Origin of the sequence: Bacillus sp. BD48 (assembly GCF_046566805.1) — a bacterium.
GTDB lineage: Bacteria > Bacillota > Bacilli > Bacillales > Bacillaceae > Bacillus > Bacillus safensis.
This window is the reverse complement of record NZ_JANGFM010000002.1, coordinates 162,338-188,959: the sequence shown is the minus strand read 5'-3', so window position 1 is coordinate 188,959 and position 26,622 is coordinate 162,338. Positions and strand designations below refer to the sequence as shown.

Sequence of the window (26,622 nt, the reverse complement as noted above, 5' to 3'; positions counted from 1 at the left end):
TTTTGCCTGCTTAACCAGTAACAATCCTTCATAGCGATTGATCGTTATTTAATTTTTATAAGTCTTTAGATATAAAAAAACCTAAATCATGCCTTATCAAAGATAGGGACAATGATTTAGGTTTTGCCTGCTTGACCAGTAACAATCCTAAAAGATTGTGGGTTATTTAGTTTATAGTTATAAATTATCATGTTAATTTTGTGATGTCAACGCTTTCTTTTTGAATTTATTTTCTTTTTATTACTCTGTCTATATGCAAAGTTAAATATAGCATTTCATCTTCTATGAGACTTCGGTTGTATTCTTTTTGAACATAATCGTTAATTTTTTCGGCGCACTGAAAAGCTGCGGTGTTTTTCTCTTTTACCACTTCATACAGAAACTCATTTTGATTTTCCATTTGTGTTTCGTTAAACAGACGCTGCCCAAAAAACTTCAAATGCGTCACAAAACGGAAATAATTTAATGATTCCTCGTCCAAATCAATTTGAAAGTGATACTTAACGATGTTTAAAATATCTTGAATGAGTTTGGTGATTTGAATAACGTTTGGCATTTCCTCATTGAGCTCTGCATTGACAATATGCATGGCAATAAAGCCGGCTTCATCCTCAGGAAGATGGATATTAAGCTTGTCCTCAATGATCCGAATAGCTTCTAAACCGCATATAAACTCATCTTTATACAGCCGTTTGATTTCCCAGAGCAAGGCATTTTTGATGTCCATTCCTTTTTGATGACGTTCAATGGCAAAGGTGATGTGATCCGTCAGCGTCACATAGATGCTGTCATTTAAATTTTTGTTAAGAGTTGTTCTCGCATGCTCAATAATCGCCTCACACACTTGCATATACTCGATTGGAATATCATAAAGCAGGGTTTTGAATTTTTCTGATATATCTTTATTTTGAATGGAAAATACTTTTTCGATACGTTCTTCGTCAATTGGGTCTCCGCTTTTCTTTTGAAACGCGATTCCTCTGCCCATAATGACCAGCTCATGCTGCTCGTCATCATACGCACTGACAACATTATTATTGATTACTTTCGAAATGATCAATTGATAACCCCCAGTACATTCCGCTTTTTCGAGCATTTTATCGTTGATTGATATGTCATGTTATTATTATTTTCAAAAAAGAGGACTTTAAGATGATTTTACATTTTTTTTTGATACGGTCAACTAGAAAGAATGACATATTACCTCTCAAAAATGACGAAATAGGGGCAAAAATGTCTAAAAACATACACAAAAACACTCTATATAGAGTGTTTAAAGTGTGTTTTTTACAAAATCAGGAGCAATCCCAATTATAGACGACATTCTCGAAATTTTTTCGTTTAAGGTCTTCTGGTTTGATAAAAAAGTTGGCAATACCGCAATCTCCCCACATCAAATCTACTTCATCATCTGAGTCAATTTGTAATAACAGAACGGTATGTTCTTGATCTACATAGGTACGCGGATCTTCTTGTGTAAACCCTGGATACCCGCCCAATTTGTGACCAAAGCCACTCGCTGTTTCATAAAACTCATCCAGCAGGGCATCCGCTTCATCGCCATTAACACCATCTGCATCTTCAAATAGGTCCCAGCTGTTCTTTCCTGTGACTTTTTCAAAGCGGAAATCTCCTACACTGATCGTTTCGCTTGATAATTCACCTGTAATTGCGCCTTCCTTTGTAACAGGAAAATAAAAATCATCTGGAATTTTCACAAAAGAAAAATCAGTCATTAACTCTTCTTCTGCCAAGAAAGGTTCCTCAATAAATTTGATGCGAAAATCTTTTTGCTCTGTTTTATGGTCAATATTCATCCCATAAAGATCATCATGCACAGAAATAAAAACTTGCAAAAGTCCTGTTTTTGGATAATCCTTCAGCTTCGGCAGCTGGCCGAAATTAATTTGTGCCAAAAGTTTCATAGGATGTCCTTCGCCGTCAACTGGATATTCGTCGTTTTTGGGGAAGTAAGGATCACCAGCTATTTTGCTGTCGTATGGTCCTGTTTTTCCTTGTTTCATCTGCAATTGAATCATTGGTTTTTCAGTTTCATCTAACAACTGACGGTAGGGTGCAAGTATTTCCTGCAGCTTTGCTGATTGTGTCACGATGATCTTCCTCCTTATGAATAGGTCTAATGACAAAACTTTTATCTCTTTTTCTATCATACAGAAGTGTACCCTGCCTGTCAGTGATAAATCGGTCAAAATCCTAACAAGTTTCTCCTCTTCACATGTAAAAAAACCTCCGATTCAGCTGGAGGTTTTGTGGTTTTTTTATTTCACTTGGTAGTTTACTAAGTCGTTTGCTAATGCTTTCATCGTTTCGTTTGTTTCGTGAAGACCTTCAATAATTTTTGTAAAAGTACCTACTAGCTCTGCCTGATGCTCAGAGGAAGCAACAATTTGCGCAATTTCTTCTTCCATTCCTTTGATCGATCCTTGCACATCTTTTAGGGCTGTTTCAATATCAGTCGTCGCCTGTTTCGCGTGAGTTGACAGCTTTCTCACTTCTGTTGCGACCACTCCAAAGCCTGCTCCTGCTTCGCCTACTCTTGCAGCTTCTATTGATGCGTTGAGTCCAAGTAAATTTGTTTGATCAGAGATACCTTTGATGAGATTGGACACTTGATTGATTTTAGAGGAATTTTCGACAGTGGTTTTCGTATTTTGTAGAATTTGTTCACTTGTCGCTTGTAGTTCCTCTGAATGTGCGGCAACCTGCTGTACCATTGCGACTAGTTTTTCGGAAGCTTCGTTGCTTTCCGTCATGATGTGATCTAATCGTTGTTGATTCGTTTGGTCATAGGCCACACAGAAGGCAGCAACCACTTGACCTGATTCATCAGTAATTGGAACGGCTACGATATCCATTGGAATCCCGTATACTTCTTTCGGAATTTGGATAAACGATGGTTCTCTCCCATTTTTCAGCATCGCAAAGTTTTGGAATCCAGCATCTACTGTATCACCAGCTTTAAATCCTAAATCAATATTCCCATGCTGCTGATAATAAAGAACCCTCTCTTTCCCTAAAACAGAAAAGGTTAGTTGCTCTCTCATAGCGAGCCCAATGATTGGTAAAGCGTCTATTATGTTATCGATTCTCTGTGACATTCGCTTACGTTCATCCTCTCTTTTTCTCAGTACATCTTCTTTATCGGTTCGTTATATGATCTATTACAGCCTGTAATGTGCACTAATATCAATCAAATGACCTAAGATATATAAAAAGCCCACATTCTATCAAGAGAATGTGGGTGTTTTTTAAACAAAGGTAATGCACATAAAGACACTGATACCGATGAGAAAAAGATACATATAGTCAATCCATGAGGTGCTGATGATATGATAATACGTTCGCTCTCTCGTCCCGGTGAAGCCCCTGGCTTCCATTGCAATCGCTAAGCGCTCTGATTTTCGTACACCCTGCGTAAAAAGGGGCAATGCATAACGCATAAAGGCTTTCCAGCTGTTTTTTTGCTTGTAGCCTCTGATTTTATGTGCAGCCTTCATTTGCTTTAATTCACTTTGAAATAACGGAATAAACCGGAAGCCGGCAAGCATTCCATACGCCCATTTTGGGGACATTCGGCATTGGTGAATCAGACTCATCATAAATGCCGTTAAATCTGTTGTGGACGTAAAAAGGAGACCAAATGTCACAAATCCAAGCATTCTGAAAGCGATGGTGAGCCCATTTCTTAAACTCTCCTCTGTGATATGAAACCACGCCCACTTCCAAACGGTATGATCCCCCTTGCCGAAGGCCGCCATCATCCAGAACACGAGAATAAAAAAGAGCAGATAAGGGACAAGCCTTGTAACGAGATACTTCATATTCCATCCACCTAAAACAACTCCAATGCCAAGAGCAAACAGCCAAATGATAAAGGTTGTTTTAGGGTCGGAAATCGCCATGAGACAGCACATCGCAAGCAGATGAGCGAGTAATTTCATGACTGGATTCACAGTGGAGAGAAAGGAGTGATTACTTTGCAATCGTCAGCACGTCCTTTCTTTCAGCCACATAGCGATAATGTAAAGGTGCTCTCAGCTGATAAGCATCGACAAGTTCTTGATTTGAAAATAAATCATAAGGGGTGCCATCATACACATGCTTCCCTTGATGAAAAAGAAGCACTTGATCGGCACACTCATCGACAAGCTCCATATCATGTGTGACCATCACAATGGTAGTGCCTTGGCGCTGACGCTCTTTTAAACGCCTCATTAATTCCTTCGCCGTTTTTTCATCCTGCCCGAAAGTCGGTTCATCTAACAGCAATACATCTTGATCAAAAAGGAGCATCGTGGCAACACTCAATCTTCTTTTTTGCCCTAAACTTAAGGTGAAGGGATGTGCTTTTGCATGCTTCTCTAAGCCAAACTCTTTCAGCAGCTGAACCGTTTTTTCTTGTACGACTGATTCTGGCCAGCTTCGCTGTCTGCCGCCAAAGGCAATTTCATCGAATACTGTGTCTTGTATAAATTGAAGCTCCGGATTTTGAAACACAAAGCCTGCTTTTTCATAGAGTAGTCGGTCAGACCATTTTTTAAGGTCTGTTCCTTTTAAGAAAATATGACCTTTTTTAGCTGGCTCTAAGCGGATCAAATGTTTGAGACACGTACTTTTACCGCTCCCATTTTCTCCAATAATCGCCACCCAATTTCCTGCTTTGATATCCAGCTGAAGGTTACTCATAATCCTCTTTTTCCCGTAGCTTAATTGAAGGTCGTCTGTACGAATCATTGTTTCTCGACTGATTGACGGCATTTCTTCATGCTGCTCTTTTCTTGCTTCAAAGGTTTGCATAAGGGTTTGACTCAGTGGATGAAATGGATCTTGAACAATCGTGGACCATTTCTCGGGAAATAATTTTGGCCGCCAAATCCCTGCCTCTTTCATTTCTTCTTCATATGCCCTGAGCACATCTTTTGGAGATCCATCTGCTAAAATGCTGCCTTGATCATCTAATAAAATCACCCGGTCCATCCATTCGATGACACCATCAAGCACATGCTCTACAAAAATCATGGTTTGCTGCTGATCGGCTGCAAGCTGCTGCAGCAGTTGAAATATGTCCATTCTACCTGCCGGGTCAAGCTGTGCGGTTGGTTCATCAAAGAATAGAACATCCGGCTGTAATGCTAGTAAACAAGCAAGTGCCAATCGCTGCTTCATGCCGCCAGATAAAGTGTGAATCTCTGTATGCGGATCGACATCCAATTGGACTTTTTGCATGAGCTGCTGAATGATGTCATCCATCTCTTCACGAGGGACGGAACGGTTCTCTAAGCTAAAGGCAATTTCTTCATTGACGCGGTGCATACAAAACTGAGAGTCTGGATCTTGAAACATGACGCCTGTATGTCTTTGTAACACCACTTCACCCTGCATGTCTGCTTCCACATGCTCTGGAATGATTCCAGCCAGAACCGAAATGAGCGTGGATTTCCCGCTTCCGCTCGGTCCTAAAATCAGCACCTTTTCCCCTTTTTGAATCGTAAGGGAGATTTGATGCAAAACTGGCTTAGGCTGTTCATAAAAACGGACAGTCAGATCATTGCACGCGAGAAATGAATTCATGCTGTTCACCTTTGTTTCGTTTTTCTTTCATGATGGCATATTGATTCAGTACACCGGTTTTGGATAGTGCGTCCACCACCACTTTCGCAAGACATCCGCCAAGTATCATTCCACTAATGATTTGAGTCACAAGCGTCATAAGTAAAACTTGAGGCGTGTAATATCCAAAGCCATTTGCCACGAGACTGTAAGCCATCGCTCCGATAGCGGCAAAGGCACCAGACAGCATCAGTGTCCACATGCGATACCGTTTATAACCAAAAAGAGCGAAGGCGAGTTCTGCCCCAAGCCCTTGGCATACACCAATCAGCAGAGCTGAAAGTCCGAAGTGGCTGCCTGTCAATAATTCCACAGCTGCGGCGGCCGTTTCCGCAATCAGGGCAGCCCCCGGCTTTTGAATGATATACGCAACGATTGGACTGGCAATGACCCATATTCCAAACATGATGTTGCCTCCTGCTGGGCCCACAAGTGCTGTAATCGGTAAGTAAAGCGTCGACCATCCTAAATAGATCACACCGCACGCAACGGATAAAATCACCGCAAGGACGACTTCTTTCATCTTCCATGTCATGATGAATGCACCTCCAGTTGAACTGGCCACTCTTCAACAGTGAAGGCCATTTCCCAAAACTTATACTCAAGCTGGCAGCTTAAGATAAAGTGCTGTTTCATTTTTTCCTTTTCCTTCTCACTTGCTGCTTCTGCCAATTGATCTAGCCGCTTGCAAAGCTCACCTGTGACAGAATCAGTTAATCCTCCATAAAACGTGATCCACTCATAAAACGGATGTGACGGGTCTGGCTGCACATCAGTGAGCATTCGTTTCCCTATTTCCCAATATGTGCAAGGACATGGAAGCAGGACAGCGATGATTTCACCAAGTGTGCCTTCTTGTGCGACTTGCAGCATGTGATGAATATAGTGATGAGCACTCGGAGCCAAAGAAGCACCTTGAAGCTCATCATATGCTACTCCTGCCACTCGGCAAAGGTTTTGATGAGGGTGTGTCTCACTATCAAGGACAAAAGCCATTTGTTGATGGAAAAAGGTAATGTCTTCTCTGTCTGTACATCTGCTAACGGCTGCCGCATAAATTTTAATAAAGGCATTTAAATATTCTGCATCCTGTTTGACATAATGAATGATCTGTTCCTTTTCGAGTTCTCCTGCTGCAAGTCCTCTCACAAACGGATGCTGATAAATCGCTTCAAATAATGGTTCTGCTTCTTGTCTTAATTGAGTTGAAAATGTCATAAAAAAAGCCTCCTCTTCTTCAGTTGAATAAATGAAAAAGCCACCCCAAATGGAGCGGCCTTCTTATCGATTCAAAAATGAATAAGACAAGGTCCAGCTCCACTTCCCTCCGCTAGTACGAACTAGATCAGGTTCAAAGGGTCCAAGATTTCCTCTTGTCTCAGTCATACATGACTCCCCTAGTGGACTTTTGTCATTTAATTATCTTTACTCTACACATGTGGCGATTTGATGTCAACCGCCTTTCTTAATTCAACGTGCTGATTGTTGGCAGCTTCTCGATCCCTGCGGCATAGTAGAAATTCAACACACTGAAGAAATCAATTGGCTTTCCTGTTTTTAAATCTACAGCTAAAATATGATCACCGTAATTTGTCAAATCATCAATATCTAAACGCCTTGGCGTTGTCTTCCCGAGAGTATCAACAAAGCTACTATGGTAGTACTGCCCGCTAGCAAACGATGATTCATGATACATAAATAAAGTCTCCACATCTAAGTAGACAAGAATGGCCTCTGAGGAACTTGCGTATGGAGCAGAGTACGACACTGGTGCCGAAATACTTTTCACTTTCACACTGTCAACAGAATGAGTTCTCTGGTCATATTTTCCATCATATGAGAAATAAAACACACGCTCCCATTTATAATCGGCGGTCTTAGATTGTTTGTTATACACTTTTGTACCATTTGCGAAAACATCCCCATTGGCATACGCAGCAACAAAGTATTGCAATGTTGATGACAGGGATTCAGCACCTGTGAAATTTGGTGGGTTTTTTGCATTCACTTGTAATGTATATGAGTCTCCAAAGTCTCCACCGCTGGTAATACCAAACGCATAATCACCCGCTGGTAAATTGCTTAACGCAAGCAGACTGCCTGCCGGTTGAATAAGATCGGTTGGATAGGCTTGTCCTGCTTCAAAATCAATAACAAATAATTGAACGAAATAATCAGCATTTGGAGAGGTAATCCTACTGATAAGTGCCTGAGGGGACGATGTACTTAAGAACCATAAATCAACTGGATCTTCCTCATTTAAAACTGCCGATTGATTAATAGCTAGTCCATCAATAGAGCGAACGGCAGACGTCCGCATCTTTCCATCTGCAGCCGCTTTTCGTTTAATACTTATTCCCTTTTTCTTATCTACTTTAAATGATTTTTTTACTTGCTTCTGTTGAACCGCAGTCCCTTTATCCTGCTTTTCAAACGACTCTTGCACTTGCTGAATCGCTTTTTCCGTCAGGAGTGATTGTTTTCCATTTGATTTTGGTGCTTCTTCTGCTTTTAAAGCTGGTGAAAATAAACTTGTTGCGACGAGTAAAACAGACAGTAAAGCGGCGGTGATTTTGACATAAAATGCTCTCACAGGAACATCCCCTTTTTCCTTATTTGGGTTTTTTACCCTGTGATTATTTTACCATTATTCTAATAATTGTTTTGGTCTTTTTTGGGACATTTTTATAACAAAAAAACCAGCCGCATGAGTGACGGCTGGTTTTTGATCGTTTTATGCAATGGTTTTGACAAACAAGCGTGCTGTTTCTGCACTTGATCCTGGGTTTTGTCCAGTAATGATTTGTCCGTCAACTACAGCAAATGGCGCAAAGGCATCTCCTTTTTCAAACGCTGCCCCCTGCTCACGAAGTTTTGTTTCCAATAAAAATGGAACTTTTGATGTCAGCTGCACGGCTTCCTCTTCTTCGTTTGTGAAGCCTGTAATTTTTTTACCTTCGATAAATGATTTGCCATCTTGGTCCTTCACATCAACGAATGCTGAAACGCCATGACAAACGGCTCCGATCGCACCATTTCTATCTGAAACCGCTAAGATCGCATCCGCTACCAGTTGATTAGACGCAAAGTCGATCATAGGGCCGTGTCCTCCGGCAAAGAAAATGCCGTCATAATCAGCTGGATTCACATCTGTAAGCGCCTTTGTGTCTTGAAGTAATTCATACACATCTTGATATTGCGCTGGAACACCTTCAGGAATTGAATTTTTGTCAATTGGTACAGTGCCACCTTGAATAGAGACAATTTGTACTTCTAGTTCATTTTCTTTAAAAATATGAAATGGCTCTGCCAACTCTTCTAGCCATAAGCCTGTTGGATGTCCATTCATTTCCGGGCTGCTTGTCGATACTAATAACACTTTCTTACTCATCTTGATCATCCTTTCGATTTATCATGTGGCTATTTTATATTTTGCACAATTAAATATCAAGCAATATGAATTCGAACCAGCTCTTTATGTTATACCCGATTTTCTAAAAAATATGGTATAACTCCAAATCTAATCAATATGTCACATTCTATTGGTAGGGAATTTCATGTAAAATTGTCTTTGAGTGATATAATATGAGGAAAGATTGACAGATTTCTCGTCACATGAGGAGTTTTTAAAGGAGTGGAAAAGAGATGAAAACCTATTCGATTGTGATGATCATCATCACACTCTGTATTATATTGGCCGTCTTTTTGATGAACCTAACAGGGGTCATGTACGGAAAAATTATTTTGGCCGTTGCCGTTGCCCTTTGTCTGACATCCATTATTCGTTTGATGGGTCTTCGAAAAAGATAAAAGCCGCCCTCACTAGGGGCGGCTTTATTTAAGATTAGATCGCCAGCATCAGTGCAATGAGTGCAAGAAGCGCTGGTACTCCTTGTTTGATGATAATTGATTTATTGGATGTTACACCGCCAAATACTGCTGCGATGATCACACAAAGAATGAAAAACAGCTGAATCATATATCCAACGGTATTCGCTCCAAGAATGAGCCCCCAAATGAGTCCTGCCGCTAAAAACCCGTTATAAAGCCCCTGATTGGCAAACATGACTTTGACATTTGGATCTTTTTGCAAGTGTTCTGGCAGCTTAAAAGACCTCTTCGCCATCTTTGATTCCATAAAAAACATTTCTAATAACATGATGACAATGTGTTCTAATGCGACAATTCCTACTAAGATCATTGCTAAAATATTCAAATTAGTTAATTCCTTTCTGGTAGACGTTCACGTATCTCTATTTTGTCCGTGTATAAATCAAAGTCTTGTATTAATTCTAGCGCTTCTGTAAAGCGACTTTGTGGAATGTCTTTCATTTTTCTCACGCCGAATTCCTTTTTAATAAAAGCCATGATGGTATTGATATGAAGCTTACCGTGGCCATCATACTCCAAATGGCTGCAAAAAGTCTGCATCGTCCCTCGAATCACCTTTAATTGCTTGGCAGTGACACAACTCATTGGTAACGCTCATCCTTTCCTTTGTTTTAACAGCTAAAAAGAATCATGGTTGAAAGAAAAACCTTCCAATGTCTATTATATAATGGTTTCATTCGGATATCAAAATAAAAAAGAACAGACATTCGATTAAAAAACAAATCGTGTCCTCACAATCATTTTTTCACATATCAAAAAGCCGGATTCATTAGTAGAATCCGGCTTTCTATTTAATTACTTTTCGAAATTAACACCTTTCCAACAGAACGATCCTTACTTTGTCCAACGACTTTAAAGGATAACCCATATGTCGGTACATCGCGTCCTGCATCTGGGTTGTTTGGATTGACATAGTTCGTTTTATCACTAAATGTATGCGCCGGGCGAATGTAGCGATCTTGCAAAGTTAAGCCCGTTGTTGCTGTATAATCTATATTCAGCTTCGTACTTGGATTCAAAGAGAATGCTGCATCATGTACTTGGAACCCTGTGGCGGCAATGGAACCGTCACTCCATTTTAATACTTGCTGATCTGCATCTACTACACCAAGGAAGCCGTTCCCCGGATGCTTTCCAACCCAGTTATCACTGTATGATTGATCGACATACCACACGACCAAACCGTTATTATAGCTCATCAGACTTGCACCGCGTTTAATATGCTTTAAGCCTTTATCGACATCCGCATAAGAGCGCCACTCTAGTAAATAGTATTGTGCTGCATATTGTTTTCCATTAGATTTTGAGAATCCATTAAAGGTAAAAGTGGATGTACCCTCGGCATCATCTGACCATACTTTCGTTCCATCTGCTGTGACGTTCAGATCATCTACGAATAAGCCTGGAAGTGAATAGCCTGCATCAGTTGTGTAACGGAATTGCAGGTCGATTTTTTTCCCTGCATAAGCAGACAGATCAAATGCTGCATCTACCCAGCCGTCTGATTTTCCGTCGATGCCATTGCCTTCGTTTGCACCTGCTTCATTTCGATCATTCGTGATGTTACCCGCGATGGTCTTCCATTGATCAGTCCCTGTTTCACGCACTTCTACATACGCATAATCATAATCTTCTTCAATATCGTACCATGCTTTAAATGTCAGCTCTGCTTTGCTTCCCTTCGACAAATCAATACCTGTTGTCGTCATGGTTGCATTCAAATTGTCACCCGTTCCACTGAAGTACGAATATTCCCCTTGAGCAGGTGTCGTGACGACAATCTCTTTATCTGGTAAATCGACTCGAACGGCATCATGGTTCGTTCCTTTTGTTGCTGCTTCATCAATTAATACTGTTTTGCTTTTCTTTAATGTTTTACCATCGATGGTTTGTCCAGAAAGCCAGTTGCCCCCATGCAGATTTTGAAGCATTTCTTTCGCATATGGGCTAAAGCCTGTTGGTTCCGTACCAGGAACTTTACCTGCCCAGCTTCCGCTTGACATGATCGACCAGTAAGAAACGGGCTCTCCTCTGCCTGTGTACTGTGTATCATACTCGTCAGGAAGACCAAGATCATGTCCGAATTCATGTGTGAACACACCTGCTGCGCCATCTTCAGGCTCAATGGTGTAATCCAATGCGCCTAATTTTCCGCCTTGTCCGACTTCAGATTCAGTGTCCGGAATTTCAAATACATCACCAAGTGACCAGCGGTGTGACCAAATCGCATCAGCGCCAAGTTGTCCGCCGCCTGCTTCTTCACCTACACCGGCGTGAACGACCATCAGATGGTCAATGATGCCGTCTGGCTCGTTATAAACACCGTCGCCATCAATATCATAGCGGTCCCATTGATCATACTCGCCGAGATCAACATTCGGATCTTTTGCTGCTGCTTCGAGTGCTTCTTTCACCAATTCACGCGGTCTGCCGTCACTGCCTGAATCATCAGGTACATTCCCGCCGTAATAAGCTGCTTCATGCTTTGCTGTATACCATCCTGCAACTGTTCCACTGACTGTATAACTGCCGCCGGACTGCTTTTCATAATATTGCTTCATGGATACTTTTCGTTTCCCATCTGGACCGATGTAGCCATTTTTTCCGAAAAGCATATCTTGGTAGTGCTGTTGATCGTACTTGTCATAGTACATATCAGTCTCTTCTTTTTTGATACTATTATGCTTATAATCTTTAAAATCTACTAATAAAACCAATACCTTATCATTGCGGACGTCACCTTTATACTTTTCCTTTTTGACCGGTTTTACTTGATTGCCTTCTTTTCCATTATGCTTCTTTAACTTTTTCTTTTTGGCAAGTTTGTTATGTACCTTTTGTTTATATTCTTTCAGGAATTCAGGCTCCTCTGTTAAGGTGCTGGCACTTTGTTTCATTGCCGATTCTTCTTTTTTCTTTAGATAGTTTTTTAATGCTTTTTGGGTTTCTGCCTCATTGGCATTCTTTTTAATCTTTCCTTGTTTTTTCAGGGCTTTGATGAGACGGTCTTCATTCACGACACTTGAGTCAAATGGAATACCTGAATAATGACCGCCATCTGAGGATGTTGATTTTTCTGTGGTATGGGCAGATAGAGGGGTGCTGAAAGCTGTCAATGTGCCTAAACTAAGGACAGCAGTTAGTGCAATTTTCGTCCATTTCCCTTTTTTCATATTGGTTCCTCCCTAATTTGGTAATAAATAATATCTAATTCTAGCATATTCCAATATAGTTAAGTCGAAAAACATTTTATTTTCAGAAATTTTGTGGGAAATGCACAATACGGGAATGAAATGGGTGGAACTATATGTCGAAAATAAAAGAACCCTAGGCGATAACCGCCTAGGGTGTTTGTTGTTTTTCTATGAAAGCTGCTGGCCTTGAAAGGCAACTACGTCAAGTGGAGCGGCTAAGAATTCTTTTGCCTTCGCTACGAAAGCCTGGAAATGAGCACTTGCATTATGGCTCTGAACCGCAGCGTCATCTTTCCACACTTCTACCATTAAAAAGGTATTTTCCTTTTCTGTGTCCTTGAAAAGTTTGTAAGAAACATTGCCTTCTTCAGCCTGTGAAGCTTTCATTAATGCATTGATTTCTTCTAGAAATACGTTTTCTTTTTCTGGATGAATGGTCATCCCTGCATGAATAATAATCATCTAATCGTCTCCTTTTTAAAAAATATTATTTCCACTCTGTAATGCGCTCAATCGGTAAGCGGTAAGATGCATAGCCTTCGTCAGCAGCTTTCCCAATTGATAACAGCATCACTGGTACATAACGTTCTTTATCCCAGCCAAATGTTTCAGCGATGACTTCTTTATCAAATCCGCCAATTGGATTTGTATCATAGCCGTGTGCACGTGCAGCAAGCATAAGCTGCATAGACACAATTCCACCGTCAATTAAAATTGTTTCGCGGTTCACTTGCTCTGGAAGAACCTCAAAGTGTGCAGTTAATGCAGCAATTTGTCTTTCTTTCACTTCTTGCGGCATGTAGCCATTTTCTACAGCTTTTGAATAAATTTCTTCTAAGTATTCATTGTTTTTCATATCTGCAAAAACTGCAATGACAGCTGCTGATGTTGACACTTGAGTTTGGTTGAATTTTGCAAGTGGTGCAAGCTTTTCTTTTCCTTCTGGGCTGTCAATGACCATGAAGCGCCAAGGCTGTGCATTTACTGATGATGGTGCAGTTGTTGCTTCTTCTAAAATCTCTGTCATTTCTTCTTTGCTGATTTTCACAGATGGATCATAGTTACGAATAGAGCGGCGCCCTTTCATAATTTCCATAAAATCGTTTGTTTTTAATGTTGTAGCCATGTGTAACACTCCTTTAAGTTGTTTGAATCTTTTCGATGTTTTGTTGTATACGGATGAGCACATCAGTGAGAAGCCTTCGTTCTTCTTCACTTACGTTTTCAAGCATTTCTGAGATAAATCGTTCTTTTTCTATTTTAGAAGCTTCGATTCTTGTTCTGCCTTCATCTGTTAAGCGAACAAGTGTGACTCGATTATCTTCTGGTTTTCTTCTGCGTGTGACCATTCCTTTTGTTTCTAACTGTTTTAAATGACGCGTCACAGCTGCACTATCAATATTTACTTTTTTCTGCAAATCTGATTGGCTGATTTCATCGGCTTGGAATAACAGCGATAGCAACTCAAGTCTTGATTGGCTGATGCCCGTGCATGCTTCGAACTTCACACCCATCATACGGTTCACGCACTGCAAACGATATAATACCTCTGCCTCTTCAGAGCAAAATGCAGTCAATGCCATCCCCTCTTTTCTATTCAGAAATCAATTACTTGATATATCAATCATTGACTCGTCAATTAATATACACCCATTGTTTGATGATTGCAAGAGGTTTGTTTCATAAAGTGAATTTTTTTATTTCAATAGAAAAAGACGAGCTGAATGCCCGCCTTAAGAATCTGGTGTCGTTGTTGGTCCCGCATAGTAGCTGATAAATCCAATGATCATCAATACAACGAAAATAAAGAGAATGAGTTTGAGCATCCTCATGGTTTATCCCTCCCATTCATCTAACTTATTATACTTAGAAGGGGTATCTCCTAAAATTTTCATAAAAAAAGACAAAAGCGATTTATCACTTTTGTCTCCTTCTCTTTATTCTGTAATCACTGTATGAATCAATGTTGGTGCATCGGCATGATCAGCGATGCGGATGTTGTCATAAATTTTCTCCACGACATTTGCAACATCTTCACGATTTGCATGCAGTGTCACAAGTGAATCTCCTTTTTCAACACGATCGCCCACTTTTTTGTTCAGCATGATGCCGACAGATAGGTCGATATCGTCCTCTTTTGTTGCGCGTCCTGCTCCAAGAATCATCGCTGCAACACCGATTTCGTCCGCGACGATTTCAGCTACGACACCTGATTCTTTGGCAGGTACTTCAATTTTGTAAGGTGCTTGCGGCAGTTTTTCAGGCTGATCCACAATCGAGCTGTCTCCACCTTGATTTTCTAAGAATTCCTTGAATTTCTCAAGTGCTTTGCCGTTTTTCATCACTTCAATCAGCTTTTCTCTTGCTTCATCAAGTGTGTCTGCTTTTTTCGCAAGAACGACCATTTGACTTCCTAATGTGAGCACAAGCTCGTTTAAGTCTTCAGGACCTTCGCCTCTTAGTGTGTCAATCGCTTCTTTCACCTCAAGGGAATTTCCAATCGCTAATCCTAGCGGCTGAGACATATCAGAGATGACAGCCATTGTTTGTCTGCCTACGTTGTTTCCGATGCGTACCATAGCTTTTGCAAGCTTCTCAGAGTCTTCTGGTGTTTTCATGAAAGCACCAGCGCCTGTTTTCACATCAAGTACGATTGCATCTGCACCAGCAGCAATTTTCTTACTCATAATGGAGCTTGCAATAAGCGGAATTGAGTTAACGGTTCCTGTCACATCACGAAGTGCATATAGCTTTTTATCAGCTGGTGTCAGGTTGCCTGATTGCCCAATGACCGCTACTTTATGACGGTTCACGAGCTCGATGAATTCGTCTTTTGTAATTTCTACGTGGAAGCCTTTGACCGCTTCAAGCTTGTCCACAGTACCGCCTGTATGCCCAAGGCCGCGCCCAGACATTTTCGCAACAGGTACATCTAGTGCTGCAACAAGAGGAGCGAGTACAAGCGTTGTTGTATCGCCTACACCGCCTGTTGAGTGCTTGTCTACTTTAATACCGTCAATGGCAGACAGGTCAATTGTATCTCCTGAGTTCGCCATAGCGAGTGTTAAGTCTGCACGTTCTTGATCCGTCATATCTTGGAAGAAAATCGCCATAGCCAAGGCACTTGCTTGGTAGTCAGGAATTGTTCCATCCGTATAACCTTTGACAAAGAAAGAAATTTCCTCTGAAGATAATTCTTTTCCGTCACGTTTTTTCGCAATGATATCTACCATTCTCATTGTTTTCACCATTCCTTTTTTTAAATTAGAAAATTAAACCGACAACGCCTGCTGTTAAGAAGCTGACAAGAGTTGCACCGAATAACAGCTTTAATCCAAATCGTGCGACAACGTTTCCTTGCTTTTCGTTTAAGCCTTTGACTGCTCCAGCAATGATACCGATAGAAGAGAAGTTCGCAAATGATACAAGGAATACAGAAATGATCGCTTCTGTACGCGCAGTGAAATGCAGACCGTCTCCAGATAGAGCGAGCATCGCAACAAATTCGTTGGATACCATTTTGGTTGCCATAATGCTTCCTGCTTGTACCGCTTCGCTCCAAGGTACACCAACAAGGAACGCAAATGGAGCAAAAACATATCCAAGTACATCTTGGAAAGAAACACCAATGACTGCTGTAAAGATACCGTTAATCATCGCAATTAATGCAACGAACCCAATCAACATTGCAGCAACAACAATCGCTACTTTGAAACCATCCATGATGTATTCGCCAAGCATTTCGAAGAAGGATTGTCTTTCTTCCTCGACGACTTCAAGCATGTCTTCGTCCTTAGACACTTCATATGGATTGATGATTGATGCGATAATAAATCCACCAAATAGGTTCAGCACAAGTGCTGTAACCACGTACTCTGGTTTAATCATTTGCATGTACGCACCAACAATCGACATTGATACCGTCGACATTGCAGATGCACATAATGTATAAAGACGCTGCTGAGGCAATAATCCAAGCTGTTTCTTAATAGAAATAAAGACTTCTGATTGACCTAAAATCGCAGACGCTACTGCGTTGTAAGATTCTAGTTTCCCCATACCGTTTACTTTACTAAGCAAATATCCGATTCCGCGTACGATAAGCGGAAGAATACGCCAATGCTGCAAAATACCGATCAACGCCGAGATAAAGACGATTGGCAGTAAGACGTTGATGAAGAAAGTGGATGCTTTATCATTCATTAACCCGCCAAATACGAAGTTGATTCCTTCACCGGCATAGCCTAGAAGCATTTGGAATCCTTTTGCAAACCCTCCGACTAGGAAGTTTCCAACACCTGTATTGAGCAGAATATAACCTAAAATAAATTGCAGTACAATCATGACAATTACTGGACGGAATTTCACTCGTTTTTTCCCATTACTAGCCAGCCATGCAATGGCGAGAATCACTAGCAAACCGATGATACCAATCACGTATTTCATGTTTTTCCTCCTTGAATGAATTCGTTTACATTAATGCGCTTGTATGGAACAAACCCTATTTCGTAAACAAAACGCGGAAGAATTTCCCAGAAGTGAGATCCTTCCGCATATGACTTTTTCATCATTTATGAGTCATGAATGTTATCCTACCATAGGATCGTATGAATTAATAGTCTTTCGAAGGAGCTGATTGATCCCCTTTGATAATGGAAACGCCTGCACTAGCGCCAATACGGGTAGCACCTGCTGCTGTCATTGCCTCAACGTCTTCTTTTGTTCTCACGCCACCTGATGCTTTCACACCGATGTCAGGTCCTACTGTTTTACGCATTAATGCGATGTCCTCAGCAGTCGCACCGCCTGTACTAAATCCAGTCGATGTTTTCACGAAATCAGCGCCGGCTTTCACTGAAAGCTCACAAGCTTTGACTTTCTCTTCATCAGTAAGTAAACATGTTTCAATAATGACTTTCACTAATGCCTTGCCTTTTGCTGCATCTACAACTGCACGAATATCTTGTTCAACCACATCATATTCGCCGTCTTTCAATGCCGCAACATTGATGACCATGTCCACTTCTGTTGCACCGTTTTCAATCGCATCCTTTGTTTCGAATGCTTTTACCGCTGTTGTGTTTGCGCCTAACGGGAAACCGATGACTGTACATACATCAACACCTGTTCCTGCTAGTTCTTTCGACGCAAGAGATACCCAAGTTGGGTTCACGCAAACAGATGCAAATTGATGAGTCTTTGCTTCTTCAAGTAGCTGCATAATTGCGGCTCTAGATGTATCTGGTTTTAGTGCTGTATGATCAATGAGCTTTGCTATCGTCATGCTTCACACTTCCTTTTAATTATGATACTTTCATCATATATGACAGATGAACAATTGTAAACATGGTTATGAAATTTTGTTCATCTATTTTGTGACATTTAAAAGAGCCCTCGCTGTGTGCTGATCGATGATCAATACATTCGCATATTTTCCTCTTAGTGCACCGTGTATAGAAGCCACCTTTCGATGACCGCCAGCGACAAGAATGGATCGTTCTTTTGTCCTTAAATCATCTAGCTCCACGCCAATTGTGCGATTGTTAATGGCTTCACTGCAAATGCGTCCATCTTGATCATAAAAACGCGAGCAAATGTCTCCGACACTGGATGCCTTGAGGAGCGCTTTTTCTTCTTCACGGAAATAACCTAGTCTAAACAAAAGCGCCTCATCTCTTACCGTTCCAACAGTAAACACAGCGATATTCGCCTGCTTGCCCATTTCAATAATTCGCTGAATATGTCTGTCCTGCTCAACCATCTCCTTGACGGCAGCACTATCAAATACAACAGGAAGCGGCAAATAGCGCGGTGCTGTTTGAAAGGCCTCAGCAAACAGCTGGATGGTTTCCGCTGAATATGTATTCACATGAGAATGACTGATTCCGCCCTTGAGCTGGACAACCTCTACACCTTTTACCTGTTTAGGTTGCATCTTTTGTGCAATTTGATACATAGTCGTTCCCCAGCTCACGCCAACGATATCGCCGTCTTTCACCGTCTCTTGCAAGTAATCTGCACCAAATCGGCTCAAATAATCGGTGATGGTTGGATAGTCGTCCTTTGGCGAAAACACCACATGAGCTTCGAGCAGGTCATATTTTTCCTTGAGTAATGAAGAAAGCTCATTTAGATCCTCAAACGGATCCATCACCGTAATCTGGACGTACCCCTTCTCTTTCGCATATTGAAGCAGCCGAGATACAGTCGGTCTCGACAGGTCGAGCTGTTTGGCAATTTCCTGCTGGCTGTAATCAGACAAATAATAGAGCCTTGCCGCTTCAATACTCAGCTGTTGTTTCTCTCGATCCATTTATACGCCCCCTTTTTCTTCTATCATAACAAATTGTTCAACTCATCATGCACAAATGTTCATTTGAAGAAAATTGTATAAGCGGCATGAAAGGTCTCATTCTTTTCTAATGTTTGAATACCAAACTTCTCTTTATACTGCCCATTCGTCCCTTCCATATCGGCGATGCCATACCAAGGCTCAATACAAACAAAAGGAGCCATCGTTCCTTTTTCTTGATCATAAGGTGACCAAATGCCAACGAAAGGAAAGCCAGTGAGATCGACCTCAACCCCGTGACCTGATCCTGAAGTCAATGACACTCGATTGATATGACTAAAGATCATCGCATCATGCTGAAAAAGCTCTGGCCGAAGCTGGATCGGCTCAAGCTGAATGCCTTTTTCTTTCTCCCTGACAAGTGAATTCCGCAGTTCATATTGCACAGAGAGATGTTCAGTGGAAGGTGTCAATGTGAGTGAATAATCTGCTGTTTGCTCGCCTTCAACAAGAGGAATACGAAATGCTGGGTGCCCTCCAATGGAGAAATACATCGTATTCTCTCCGTCATGATCAATTTCCCAGGAAATCGTCAGCCCATTTTTCAATAGTTCATAACGAATTCGCGCTGTAAATTCATACGGGTATTGCTTCACGTGCCGGCCTCTTGATTCATATTGAAAGGTCACCGTATGCTTCGTTTCTTCATATAAATCAAAATTAACATCACGCAAAAATCCATGCTGCGTGAGCTCAAAAGTTTGATCGTCCATCTTGTATTGATCATTCATTAATCGCCCAACAATCGGAAACAAGACAGGCGACACCCTGCCCCAATAAGCTGGGTCACCAGACCACATATAGTGACGCCCGCTTTCCTTGTCAAGCACCTCCCTGACTTCCGCTCCCTTTTCATGAATCTGAACCAATAACTGATCATTTTCGATCGTTCTCATTCAACACATCCCCTTTCCTTCTACTTTTATTATGACAGGGATTTTGGTTTTGAGTATCAAATTCGACATCTCTTAACCCACCAATTCTTTTTTCGTATAAAAAATTTTAAAAAAGACAGAAATTCGCCAACAAAATGTAATGCTGATTCGTCTAATCTTATATAAAATAAAAGAATCGTTGCTCTTTTGAATGAATAACAAAAAGAAGCGTTTGACATTGATGGGGGATTCATTTTCATGAACAGCAAGGAAAATCGTTTTCGTTATATTTTAGGATTAGATGGACTAAGAGCCGTTGCTGTATTGGCAGTCATTGCTTATCACTTACATATCGGACCCGCAAGCGGCGGGTTTCTTGGCGTTGATTTGTTTTTTGTCATTTCTGGTTACTTGATTACGACGATCTTGTTACATAAGCAGGATTTAGGCTATCAAGAGCTTTTGCCATTTTGGATGGGACGAATCAGAAGGCTTCTTCCAGCCGCTTACGTCATGATTTTTATCACCGTCAGCTGGTGCGCGATTGCTGGTTCAAACGCATTATTGTCCATTCGTGGCGATGCCATATCGTCCTTTTTTTATGTCAGTAACTGGTGGTACATTTTTCACCAGCTTTCATATTTTGATAGCTTCAATGCCCTATCTCCACTGAAAAATTTGTGGTCTCTGGCAATAGAAGAGCAATTTTATATCATTTGGCCGGTACTGTTGATTGCAGGGCTGAAATGGATAAAAAACAGATCCCATCTGACTATGATCACCTTTGGACTTGCACTTGTCTCCGCTTTATGGATGGCGGTTCTTTATTCACCAGATACCGATCCTAGCAGGGTTTATTATGGAACAGATACTCGTGCATTTGCGCTCCTGATTGGGTGCAGTCTGGCATTTGTGTGGCCTATGCAAAGACTATCCAGCAAAAAATTACTTCCTGTTGGCAGACGTATTTTACATATTGCCGGATTCGGTTCGTTTGCTGTTTTCCTTCTTTGTGTTTATGCAGTGGACGATTTCGACGGCTTTCTCTATCAGGGCGGCATGCTTTTATTCTGTCTGAATGCGGCCATTTTAATTGCGTGCGTCTGCCACCCTGCAAGTCTTATAGGGAAATGGCTGTCGTTTCAGCCGCTCGTCTGGCTTGGTAAGCGGTCTTATGGTATTTATCTGTGGCATTATCCCATTATCGTACTGACCACACCAGTCATTGAAATTGGACAGCCTTCCATATCCCGTGTCACATTGCAGCTCATCGCCATTTTACTGGTTGCTGAGGCTTCCTATCGCTTCATCGAACAGCCGATCCGCCAGCATGGCTTTAGACAATATTTTTCCTCTTGGTCTATTTGGAAAAAAGGAATCAAACAGTGGTCTACATCTAATAAGGTGTTCCTTGCAATTACCGCAGCTCTTTTAATCTTATTTATCATTGGCATGTCTAACTCGTCCACTTCATCCCCACATGTGAAGGAAGTGACGCAAATTAAAACAGCACCGAAAAAAACAGCCGAACCATCGGAATCAAAAGCGAAGAAAAAGAAAAAAAAACACGAGAAAAAAGCATCTGAGAAAAAACAATTTCACCAGGTCCTTGCCATCGGTGATTCGGTCATGCTGGACATTGCGCCGAATCTTGAAAAAGCATATGCACAAATCACCATTGATGCGAAGGTTGGTAGACAAATGAACGAAGCCGTCAGCATCGCCCCTCAATACACATCATTTAATCAATCTGATGCCGCTGTTATTATTGAGCTTGGCACGAATGGTTATTTTACCGAAAGCACGTTGACTGCATTCATTAAGCAATTTTCAAAGGCGCACATTTTCCTTGTAAACACGAGAGTCCCAAGAACTTGGGAAAATGATGTGAATGCAGTCATCGAGCGTGTGGCTAATCAACATCAAAATGTGAGCTTAGTCGATTGGCATTCAGCTGCCACAGGACAGCCTTCCTATTTTCAGCCAGATGGTGTTCATCTTTCCACAAAAGGCTCTGACACATTGACCCAGCTCATTACAGCCAGTATCAAGAAAAAAGGAGATGTGTCATCTACATCATAAGAAGACTAGCATTCTGTGAAAAAATTTGTGCAGTTGCTCTACTAATAAGCAAAACGTATTTTGATGGAAGATTAAAAAAAGACATGCTTTCCCATGATTGGGGGCATGTCTTTTTTTGTGATGGATTACAGGAACATCCGCACGAAGCTGCATTAAACTTTACTCTTAAAAGACCAAATTATGACAGGTATGAGAATTAACGATAAAATTCCTCCGCTTAAAGATAATGTAGCATAACTCGCATTCGCAACTACCATTCCTGAAAGAGCACCGCCAGAAGCACCTGCTAACGCAACAAAAACGTCGAGTGTTCCTTGGGTTTTTGCCCGGGTTGATGGTTCTGTAGAATCAACTATTTGAGCAGTACCACTAATTAAACCAAAGTTCCATCCCAACCCAAGTAAAGACAGAGCAATGATTAATAGAATCATTGAATCACTTGGTGCAAATGCTGCTAATAAACCAGCAAGTAACAATGTGATGCCCGACGCTATGCTCATAGCTGTTCGTCCTAGTTTATCTACAAGTACACCCGTGATAGGTGAAGGAAGATACATTGCCCCTATATGAAAACCTATAACAATTCCCACTTCGGCTAATCCATAACCATGATGCTGCATATGCACCGGTGTCATCGTCATGAGTGCAACCATGACAATTTGAGTTAAGACCATAACCGTAGCACCTACTGTAAGCCCTTTTTTATCTGTTTTTTTATCAGCAGCATCTGGTTTATTTCCATGTTCATGTTCTGCTTTGTAAGCTGCTATTCTACGGGCAATGTCTAACGGATCAGGACGCAGCAAAATAAAAAGGACAAGACCTGCTACAATAAATGCTGCGGCTGATAAAATAAAAGGACCCGCAAGTGCTGGGACACCAATTGATACTGCGAATTTACCCATCATTTCAACTAAATTCGGACCTGCTACTGCCCCAAATGTTGTCATGACCATTGTCGTACTAATTGCAGTTGCACGTTGTTTAGAATTCGCTAAGTCAGTCCCAGCATAACGCGCTTGTAAATTGGTGGATGTCCCTGCACCGTAAATGAAGAGCGATGCAAATAATAAAAGGACACTATTCATCATAGCAGCAATCACAACGCCAATTGCTCCGAGCCCTCCAGCAACAAAACCTGTCGATAAACCGATGCGTCGTCCATAACGTTGCGAAAGCTTTCCTACAACGAAAGCTGACCCAGCTGACCCCAAAGTAAATAAAGCAATTGGGACTCCTGCATAGGCTTCAGTTCCAAGCATTTGTTGAGCTAAAAGTGCACCTACCGTAATCCCTGCGGCTATTCCAGCCCCTCCAAATATTTGCGATAAACTGACAACGAACAATACCCGTTTATATAATTTTTTCAATTTTTTGGGTGAATCTATATAATTCTTCACTACATCTTGTTCTGTATCTAACACTTGTAAACACCCACTTTGCAAATTGTAACTATCATCATTTTATCAGTTCAGTCTACAGTCCTCTAGTTGAATCTTTCATCCTCAGCCATTTACATTGAAAACAAGCTTTTGTTTTCGGATCATAGACACCTTGTTTTTCAAATGGCACATGACTGATCTGTTCCATTGAGCTGACGCGTATCTTTTATCAAGAGTGAAGATGTTTTCATCTCGTTACCCAGTCTAACATCCTGCTAGTCTGTTAAAAGGCTGGCTCTCACCGCTAACGTCCGCTTTTCCTTCGTTTTTTGATCCACCAACGCAAAATCACCATTCTCATACGCTAATGAAAATAATTCTTCGATATGAAAAACACCTGCCTGAAACTGCCTGCTCAATACATGCAGTGCCGCAGCACTGGCGACTTGAGCTGTTGCTTGAGACTCATCGCGACCTTTTATTCCAAGCGCTGCTTGATGAATCTTGTTGCCCTTCATTCCTGTCGCTTCCACTTTCACTGCATATTGATCTGTACCCATTTGAGCAGACTGAATCAGTGAAATAGCTCGTTCCTTAATTTTCGGCTTAGTGAGAAGTGACGTCATTCCGAGTCTCCTTGTGAGAGCAAATGCACGTGTCGCCGCGCGAGAATCAAAACAGAGCCTTGTTGTCACAGAAGGCACGTGTAGCGTCGAAGGCAATGTCTGCTGGTCAGAGAAAGGGAACTGATAGGCTTGCCGCTTTCCGAGCGTTTTGCCAAAATCGATGCGTTTCCCTCCAGTAAAGCTTTTGACTTTCTTTCGCTGATGATTTTCCGTCAGCTCATAATCCGTATGCACTTGATCAAGCGTCCATTCAATGGCTGCTTTACCATGCTGATCACCTAGCCCAAGCATGATGCCAATATCAATTTGCTCCACAGAGGTCAGCTTAGATGCCGCCTTCGCTGCAAGCAAATTGGTGAGACCAGGTGCAAGACCTACGCTAAGCACAGCCGTTGCGTTCAATTCCTGCTGTACCTTTGCCAGCTGCTCAATATAGGCTCCTTTTGCCGAAATATCGAGATAATCAATGTTTGACCGTAAGCATGTTTCAGCAAATGACGTGTCATCTTGATCTAGACACATGATCACGAGTTTCGTTTCATCCATCCAGTCCGTAGACATTGATTGTCTGACGTCTATCTGAAATGGAAGTACACGCCCATTGGTTTGGCGTGAAAATTGTTCAGCCTTCTCATAACTTCGGCCAGCCGCAAAGACTTGCCCTGGGTACACTTCACTTAGTTGAAGACATATTTGCTGCCCTACATGTCCATAGCCGCCTATCACCATAATCTTTGACTTCATTTTCCAACCGCCTTTCTATGACCTCTTTTGCAAACAATCCCTTTGATCATGCCAGCTTGAAAATAAGGTCTGATGTCTTGAAATCCTGCTTCGGTTAATTGTTCTGTCATCTCTTTTTCAGACACGGGATATGTTGTTACACCCAGCCTTTCTTGAAAGGACGAAAACACGTCTTTTCCCAAGCCTTGACGTTTCATGAATAGAGAAAGCATATGAAGCTCCTGCCGAAATGCAGGCGTTTCCGGGTCTCCTTGAATAAACGCCATCATAAGCGGTGCACCTGGCTCAAGGTGGCGGGCGATCTCCTCTAAAAAGGTCATCTGATCTTTTACAAAATGAATGACAAGCAAACTCACCGCTGCATCGTACAACTTTTCAACCGGCACGTTGTCTAAGGCAGTCTCATACCAAGTGACGCGACCCTGCATATGAAGCTGTGCCACTCTGCGCTTCGCCATATCAAGCATGGTTGGAGATGGATCAACTCCTGTGAGATGCCAGTCTTTATTTCTTTGAAGCATGTTGATGATCTCTTCGCCCCCACCTGCTCCGACTGTCAAAATACGAGAAGTAGCTCCCATTAATTCGATTTCTAGTCTATCCACTGTCAGCTCATGCAAAAGATGATAGCCCGGTACTTTATGCGCAATTGTTGCTGCATAAGATTCAGCAACAGGATCATGCCAATGTTGATTTACACTCATATGTCTTCTCCTCCAGTTTCCGCTTTGCTTCGTTTCCTTTACACTAACGGTATGTTATCTTCATTGTAGGAAGATAGATGAGAAAAAACGATCCCTAAAAGTGGGGATATTGAGGAGGAGAACAAGTGACCAATCCAGCCGCTCATTTTCAGCAGCTGAGAAAAAACATTCGAGACGAACTTGCCGATATCTGTGATTTTGATGCTGCCTGTATCACAACCATTGATCCAGCGACTCTCCTCTCGACGGGTTCTTTCACAGATGAACCGATTGAAGCCATACATAACCAGCTGTTTCAAAATGAATTTTTAAAAAATGATGTGCACCAGCATGAGGATCTGGCTAAAGGTCCTGTACACACTGCGAGTCTCGTCCAAAGCGGAGAATATCTCAATAGCGGTCGATACCACCACATCTTGTTACCTAACGGATGGGCAGATGAATTGCGGGCGGCCCTTGTGATCCAAGGTGAATGCTGGGGTATCGCAAGCCTTTATCGGAAAAAGGGAAAGGAACCTTTTCATGAAAAAGACATACAAGCAGTTAACCGCCAATCACCAGCACTCGCAGCCAAGCTGAGAGATGAGCTTTTCAAAAAAAGAGAAACGGAAGAAGATGAAACGGCGGAGCATCAAGGCTTCCTCATTCTTTCACACGATTACCATCTGCTTTATGGAAATGAAGCGGGACTTCATTGGCTTCACACCTTCCAAACCTTTGAACAAATTGACGATGACACGATCATGCCCCGGCCGCTCAGAGCATTAGGCGCTAAGCTTTTATATGGTGGCGGTGACCAAACAGCGGTCAGCATATCCAGAATGCCGACAGGACTTTTTCTCTCTCTTCAGGCATTTCGATTAGCGCAGGCAGCTGGGCAGGAAGAGGCTGTCATGATTCATATTAAGCGAGCTCAAACAAGTGACATTCTCCCTTATATAGCGAAAACATATCGGCTGACAGAAAGAGAAATGAACGTCCTTGACTGCTTAATAAAAGGGCAATCCACCAAGGAAATTGCCAGTACGTTATTTATCTCGACCCATACTGTGCATGATCATGTAAAGGCGATGCTCGAAAAAACAAATTTGAACAGCAGACGTATGCTTGTTTACTTTTTCTCCAATATATAAAAAAGCGG

General features: G+C 41.6%; 25 protein-coding genes, 1 pseudogene and 1 riboswitch. Of the genes and pseudogenes, 3 read left to right on the top strand and 23 right to left on the bottom strand.

Annotation, left to right across the window (positions count from 1 at the left end; translation table 11 throughout):
• Nucleotides 1-226 precede the first annotated feature (226 nt).
• From licT to ACLGGR_RS05905, 9 genes are all read right to left on the bottom strand, one after another.
• Entirely contained in the window at nucleotides 227-1,060 is an 834-nt protein-coding gene (gene licT / locus ACLGGR_RS05945; protein WP_142946142.1) for a BglG family transcription antiterminator LicT, read from the bottom strand.
• A 235-nt stretch (nucleotides 1,061-1,295) separates the two neighbouring features.
• Entirely contained in the window at nucleotides 1,296-2,111 is an 816-nt protein-coding gene (locus ACLGGR_RS05940; protein WP_410972978.1) for a YwqG family protein, read from the bottom strand.
• A gap of 168 nt (nucleotides 2,112-2,279) precedes the next feature.
• The gene (locus tag ACLGGR_RS05935; RefSeq protein ID WP_404841210.1) at nucleotides 2,280-2,735 is read right to left on the bottom strand and encodes a methyl-accepting chemotaxis protein; all 456 of its coding nucleotides are present in this window, start codon (nucleotides 2,733-2,735) and stop codon (nucleotides 2,280-2,282) included.
• A 534-nt stretch (nucleotides 2,736-3,269) separates the two neighbouring features.
• Nucleotides 3,270-4,004, bottom strand: coding sequence for an energy-coupling factor transporter transmembrane component T family protein (locus ACLGGR_RS05930; protein WP_142946133.1), 735 nt, complete (start codon nucleotides 4,002-4,004; stop codon nucleotides 3,270-3,272).
• A complete protein-coding gene (locus ACLGGR_RS05925; RefSeq protein ID WP_410972690.1) occupies nucleotides 3,994-5,592 on the bottom strand; it encodes an ABC transporter ATP-binding protein in 1,599 nt (532 codons plus the stop codon). Before ACLGGR_RS05925 ends, ACLGGR_RS05930 begins: the two co-directional genes overlap by 11 nt.
• Nucleotides 5,567-6,166, bottom strand: a complete 600-nt coding sequence (locus ACLGGR_RS05920; RefSeq protein ID WP_251216184.1) for an ECF transporter S component — start codon at nucleotides 6,164-6,166, stop codon at nucleotides 5,567-5,569. The genes ACLGGR_RS05925 and ACLGGR_RS05920 overlap by 26 nt, the downstream gene beginning before the upstream one ends.
• The gene (tenA, locus tag ACLGGR_RS05915; protein ID WP_410972689.1) at nucleotides 6,163-6,849 is read right to left on the bottom strand and encodes a thiaminase II; all 687 of its coding nucleotides are present in this window, start codon (nucleotides 6,847-6,849) and stop codon (nucleotides 6,163-6,165) included. Before tenA ends, ACLGGR_RS05920 begins: the two co-directional genes overlap by 4 nt.
• 87 nt (nucleotides 6,850-6,936) lie before the next feature.
• A riboswitch (TPP riboswitch) is annotated at nucleotides 6,937-7,040 on the bottom strand.
• Between the two features lie 56 nt (nucleotides 7,041-7,096).
• Nucleotides 7,097-8,224, bottom strand: a complete 1,128-nt coding sequence (locus ACLGGR_RS05910; protein ID WP_251216186.1) for a hypothetical protein — start codon at nucleotides 8,222-8,224, stop codon at nucleotides 7,097-7,099.
• Nucleotides 8,225-8,365: 141 nt separating this feature from the next.
• Complete coding sequence (locus ACLGGR_RS05905; protein WP_142946128.1) at nucleotides 8,366-9,022, bottom strand: type 1 glutamine amidotransferase domain-containing protein; 657 nt, start codon at nucleotides 9,020-9,022, stop codon at nucleotides 8,366-8,368.
• A 254-nt stretch (nucleotides 9,023-9,276) separates the two neighbouring features.
• Between ACLGGR_RS05905 and ACLGGR_RS05900 the strand changes: the two genes are divergently transcribed.
• Complete coding sequence (locus ACLGGR_RS05900) at nucleotides 9,277-9,441, top strand: hypothetical protein (protein WP_003214630.1); 165 nt, start codon at nucleotides 9,277-9,279, stop codon at nucleotides 9,439-9,441.
• Between the two features lie 34 nt (nucleotides 9,442-9,475).
• Here ACLGGR_RS05900 and ACLGGR_RS05895 read toward each other — a convergent pair whose 3' ends face one another.
• The 11 genes and pseudogenes from ACLGGR_RS05895 to ACLGGR_RS05845 all read right to left on the bottom strand — a co-directional run bounded on the left by ACLGGR_RS05895 (nucleotide 9,476) and on the right by ACLGGR_RS05845 (nucleotide 19,964).
• On the bottom strand, nucleotides 9,476-9,847 hold the full coding sequence (locus tag ACLGGR_RS05895; RefSeq protein ID WP_251216188.1) for a DUF1304 domain-containing protein: 372 nt from the start codon (nucleotides 9,845-9,847) through the stop codon (nucleotides 9,476-9,478).
• Between the two features lie 5 nt (nucleotides 9,848-9,852).
• A complete protein-coding gene (locus ACLGGR_RS05890) occupies nucleotides 9,853-10,107 on the bottom strand; it encodes an ORF6C domain-containing protein (RefSeq protein ID WP_142946126.1) in 255 nt (84 codons plus the stop codon).
• Between the two features lie 206 nt (nucleotides 10,108-10,313).
• On the bottom strand, nucleotides 10,314-12,695 hold the full coding sequence (locus ACLGGR_RS05885; RefSeq protein ID WP_410972688.1) for an immune inhibitor A domain-containing protein: 2,382 nt from the start codon (nucleotides 12,693-12,695) through the stop codon (nucleotides 10,314-10,316).
• A 189-nt stretch (nucleotides 12,696-12,884) separates the two neighbouring features.
• Complete coding sequence (locus ACLGGR_RS05880; RefSeq protein ID WP_060597613.1) at nucleotides 12,885-13,178, bottom strand: putative quinol monooxygenase; 294 nt, start codon at nucleotides 13,176-13,178, stop codon at nucleotides 12,885-12,887.
• A gap of 25 nt (nucleotides 13,179-13,203) precedes the next feature.
• Nucleotides 13,204-13,842: a nitroreductase family protein gene (locus ACLGGR_RS05875; protein WP_410972687.1), complete on the bottom strand. Its 639-nt coding sequence runs from the start codon at nucleotides 13,840-13,842 to the stop codon at nucleotides 13,204-13,206.
• A 13-nt stretch (nucleotides 13,843-13,855) separates the two neighbouring features.
• Nucleotides 13,856-14,340: pseudogene (locus ACLGGR_RS05870) on the bottom strand (MarR family winged helix-turn-helix transcriptional regulator).
• 313 nt (nucleotides 14,341-14,653) lie between these two features.
• Nucleotides 14,654-15,955 carry a pyrimidine-nucleoside phosphorylase gene (locus tag ACLGGR_RS05865; RefSeq protein WP_142946122.1) on the bottom strand — a complete coding sequence of 434 codons (1,302 nt, stop codon included), beginning with the start codon at nucleotides 15,953-15,955 and terminating at the stop codon, nucleotides 14,654-14,656.
• 25 nt (nucleotides 15,956-15,980) lie between these two features.
• Nucleotides 15,981-17,162: a NupC/NupG family nucleoside CNT transporter gene (locus ACLGGR_RS05860; RefSeq protein ID WP_034281385.1), complete on the bottom strand. Its 1,182-nt coding sequence runs from the start codon at nucleotides 17,160-17,162 to the stop codon at nucleotides 15,981-15,983.
• Between the two features lie 166 nt (nucleotides 17,163-17,328).
• On the bottom strand, nucleotides 17,329-18,000 hold the full coding sequence (gene deoC / locus ACLGGR_RS05855) for a deoxyribose-phosphate aldolase (RefSeq protein WP_133744373.1): 672 nt from the start codon (nucleotides 17,998-18,000) through the stop codon (nucleotides 17,329-17,331).
• Between the two features lie 84 nt (nucleotides 18,001-18,084).
• Nucleotides 18,085-19,029, bottom strand: coding sequence for a DNA-binding transcriptional repressor DeoR (deoR, locus tag ACLGGR_RS05850; RefSeq protein WP_034281387.1), 945 nt, complete (start codon nucleotides 19,027-19,029; stop codon nucleotides 18,085-18,087).
• Between the two features lie 59 nt (nucleotides 19,030-19,088).
• On the bottom strand, nucleotides 19,089-19,964 hold the full coding sequence (locus ACLGGR_RS05845; protein ID WP_410972686.1) for an aldose 1-epimerase family protein: 876 nt from the start codon (nucleotides 19,962-19,964) through the stop codon (nucleotides 19,089-19,091).
• 237 nt (nucleotides 19,965-20,201) lie between these two features.
• Between ACLGGR_RS05845 and ACLGGR_RS05840 the strand changes: the two genes are divergently transcribed.
• On the top strand, nucleotides 20,202-22,025 hold the full coding sequence (locus ACLGGR_RS05840; RefSeq protein ID WP_410972685.1) for an acyltransferase family protein: 1,824 nt from the start codon (nucleotides 20,202-20,204) through the stop codon (nucleotides 22,023-22,025).
• A gap of 152 nt (nucleotides 22,026-22,177) precedes the next feature.
• Here ACLGGR_RS05840 and ACLGGR_RS05835 read toward each other — a convergent pair whose 3' ends face one another.
• The 3 genes from ACLGGR_RS05835 to ACLGGR_RS05825 form a co-directional block, all read right to left on the bottom strand.
• On the bottom strand, nucleotides 22,178-23,449 hold the full coding sequence (locus tag ACLGGR_RS05835; protein ID WP_142946118.1) for an MFS transporter: 1,272 nt from the start codon (nucleotides 23,447-23,449) through the stop codon (nucleotides 22,178-22,180).
• Between the two features lie 233 nt (nucleotides 23,450-23,682).
• The gene (locus ACLGGR_RS05830) at nucleotides 23,683-24,777 is read right to left on the bottom strand and encodes a saccharopine dehydrogenase family protein (RefSeq protein ID WP_410972684.1); all 1,095 of its coding nucleotides are present in this window, start codon (nucleotides 24,775-24,777) and stop codon (nucleotides 23,683-23,685) included.
• Entirely contained in the window at nucleotides 24,774-25,481 is a 708-nt protein-coding gene (locus ACLGGR_RS05825) for a class I SAM-dependent methyltransferase (RefSeq protein ID WP_410972683.1), read from the bottom strand. Before ACLGGR_RS05825 ends, ACLGGR_RS05830 begins: the two co-directional genes overlap by 4 nt.
• A gap of 125 nt (nucleotides 25,482-25,606) precedes the next feature.
• Here ACLGGR_RS05825 and ACLGGR_RS05820 point away from each other — a divergent pair, with 125 nt between their 5' ends.
• Entirely contained in the window at nucleotides 25,607-26,614 is a 1,008-nt protein-coding gene (locus ACLGGR_RS05820) for a helix-turn-helix transcriptional regulator (protein ID WP_142946115.1), read from the top strand.
• Nucleotides 26,615-26,622 lie beyond the last annotated feature (8 nt).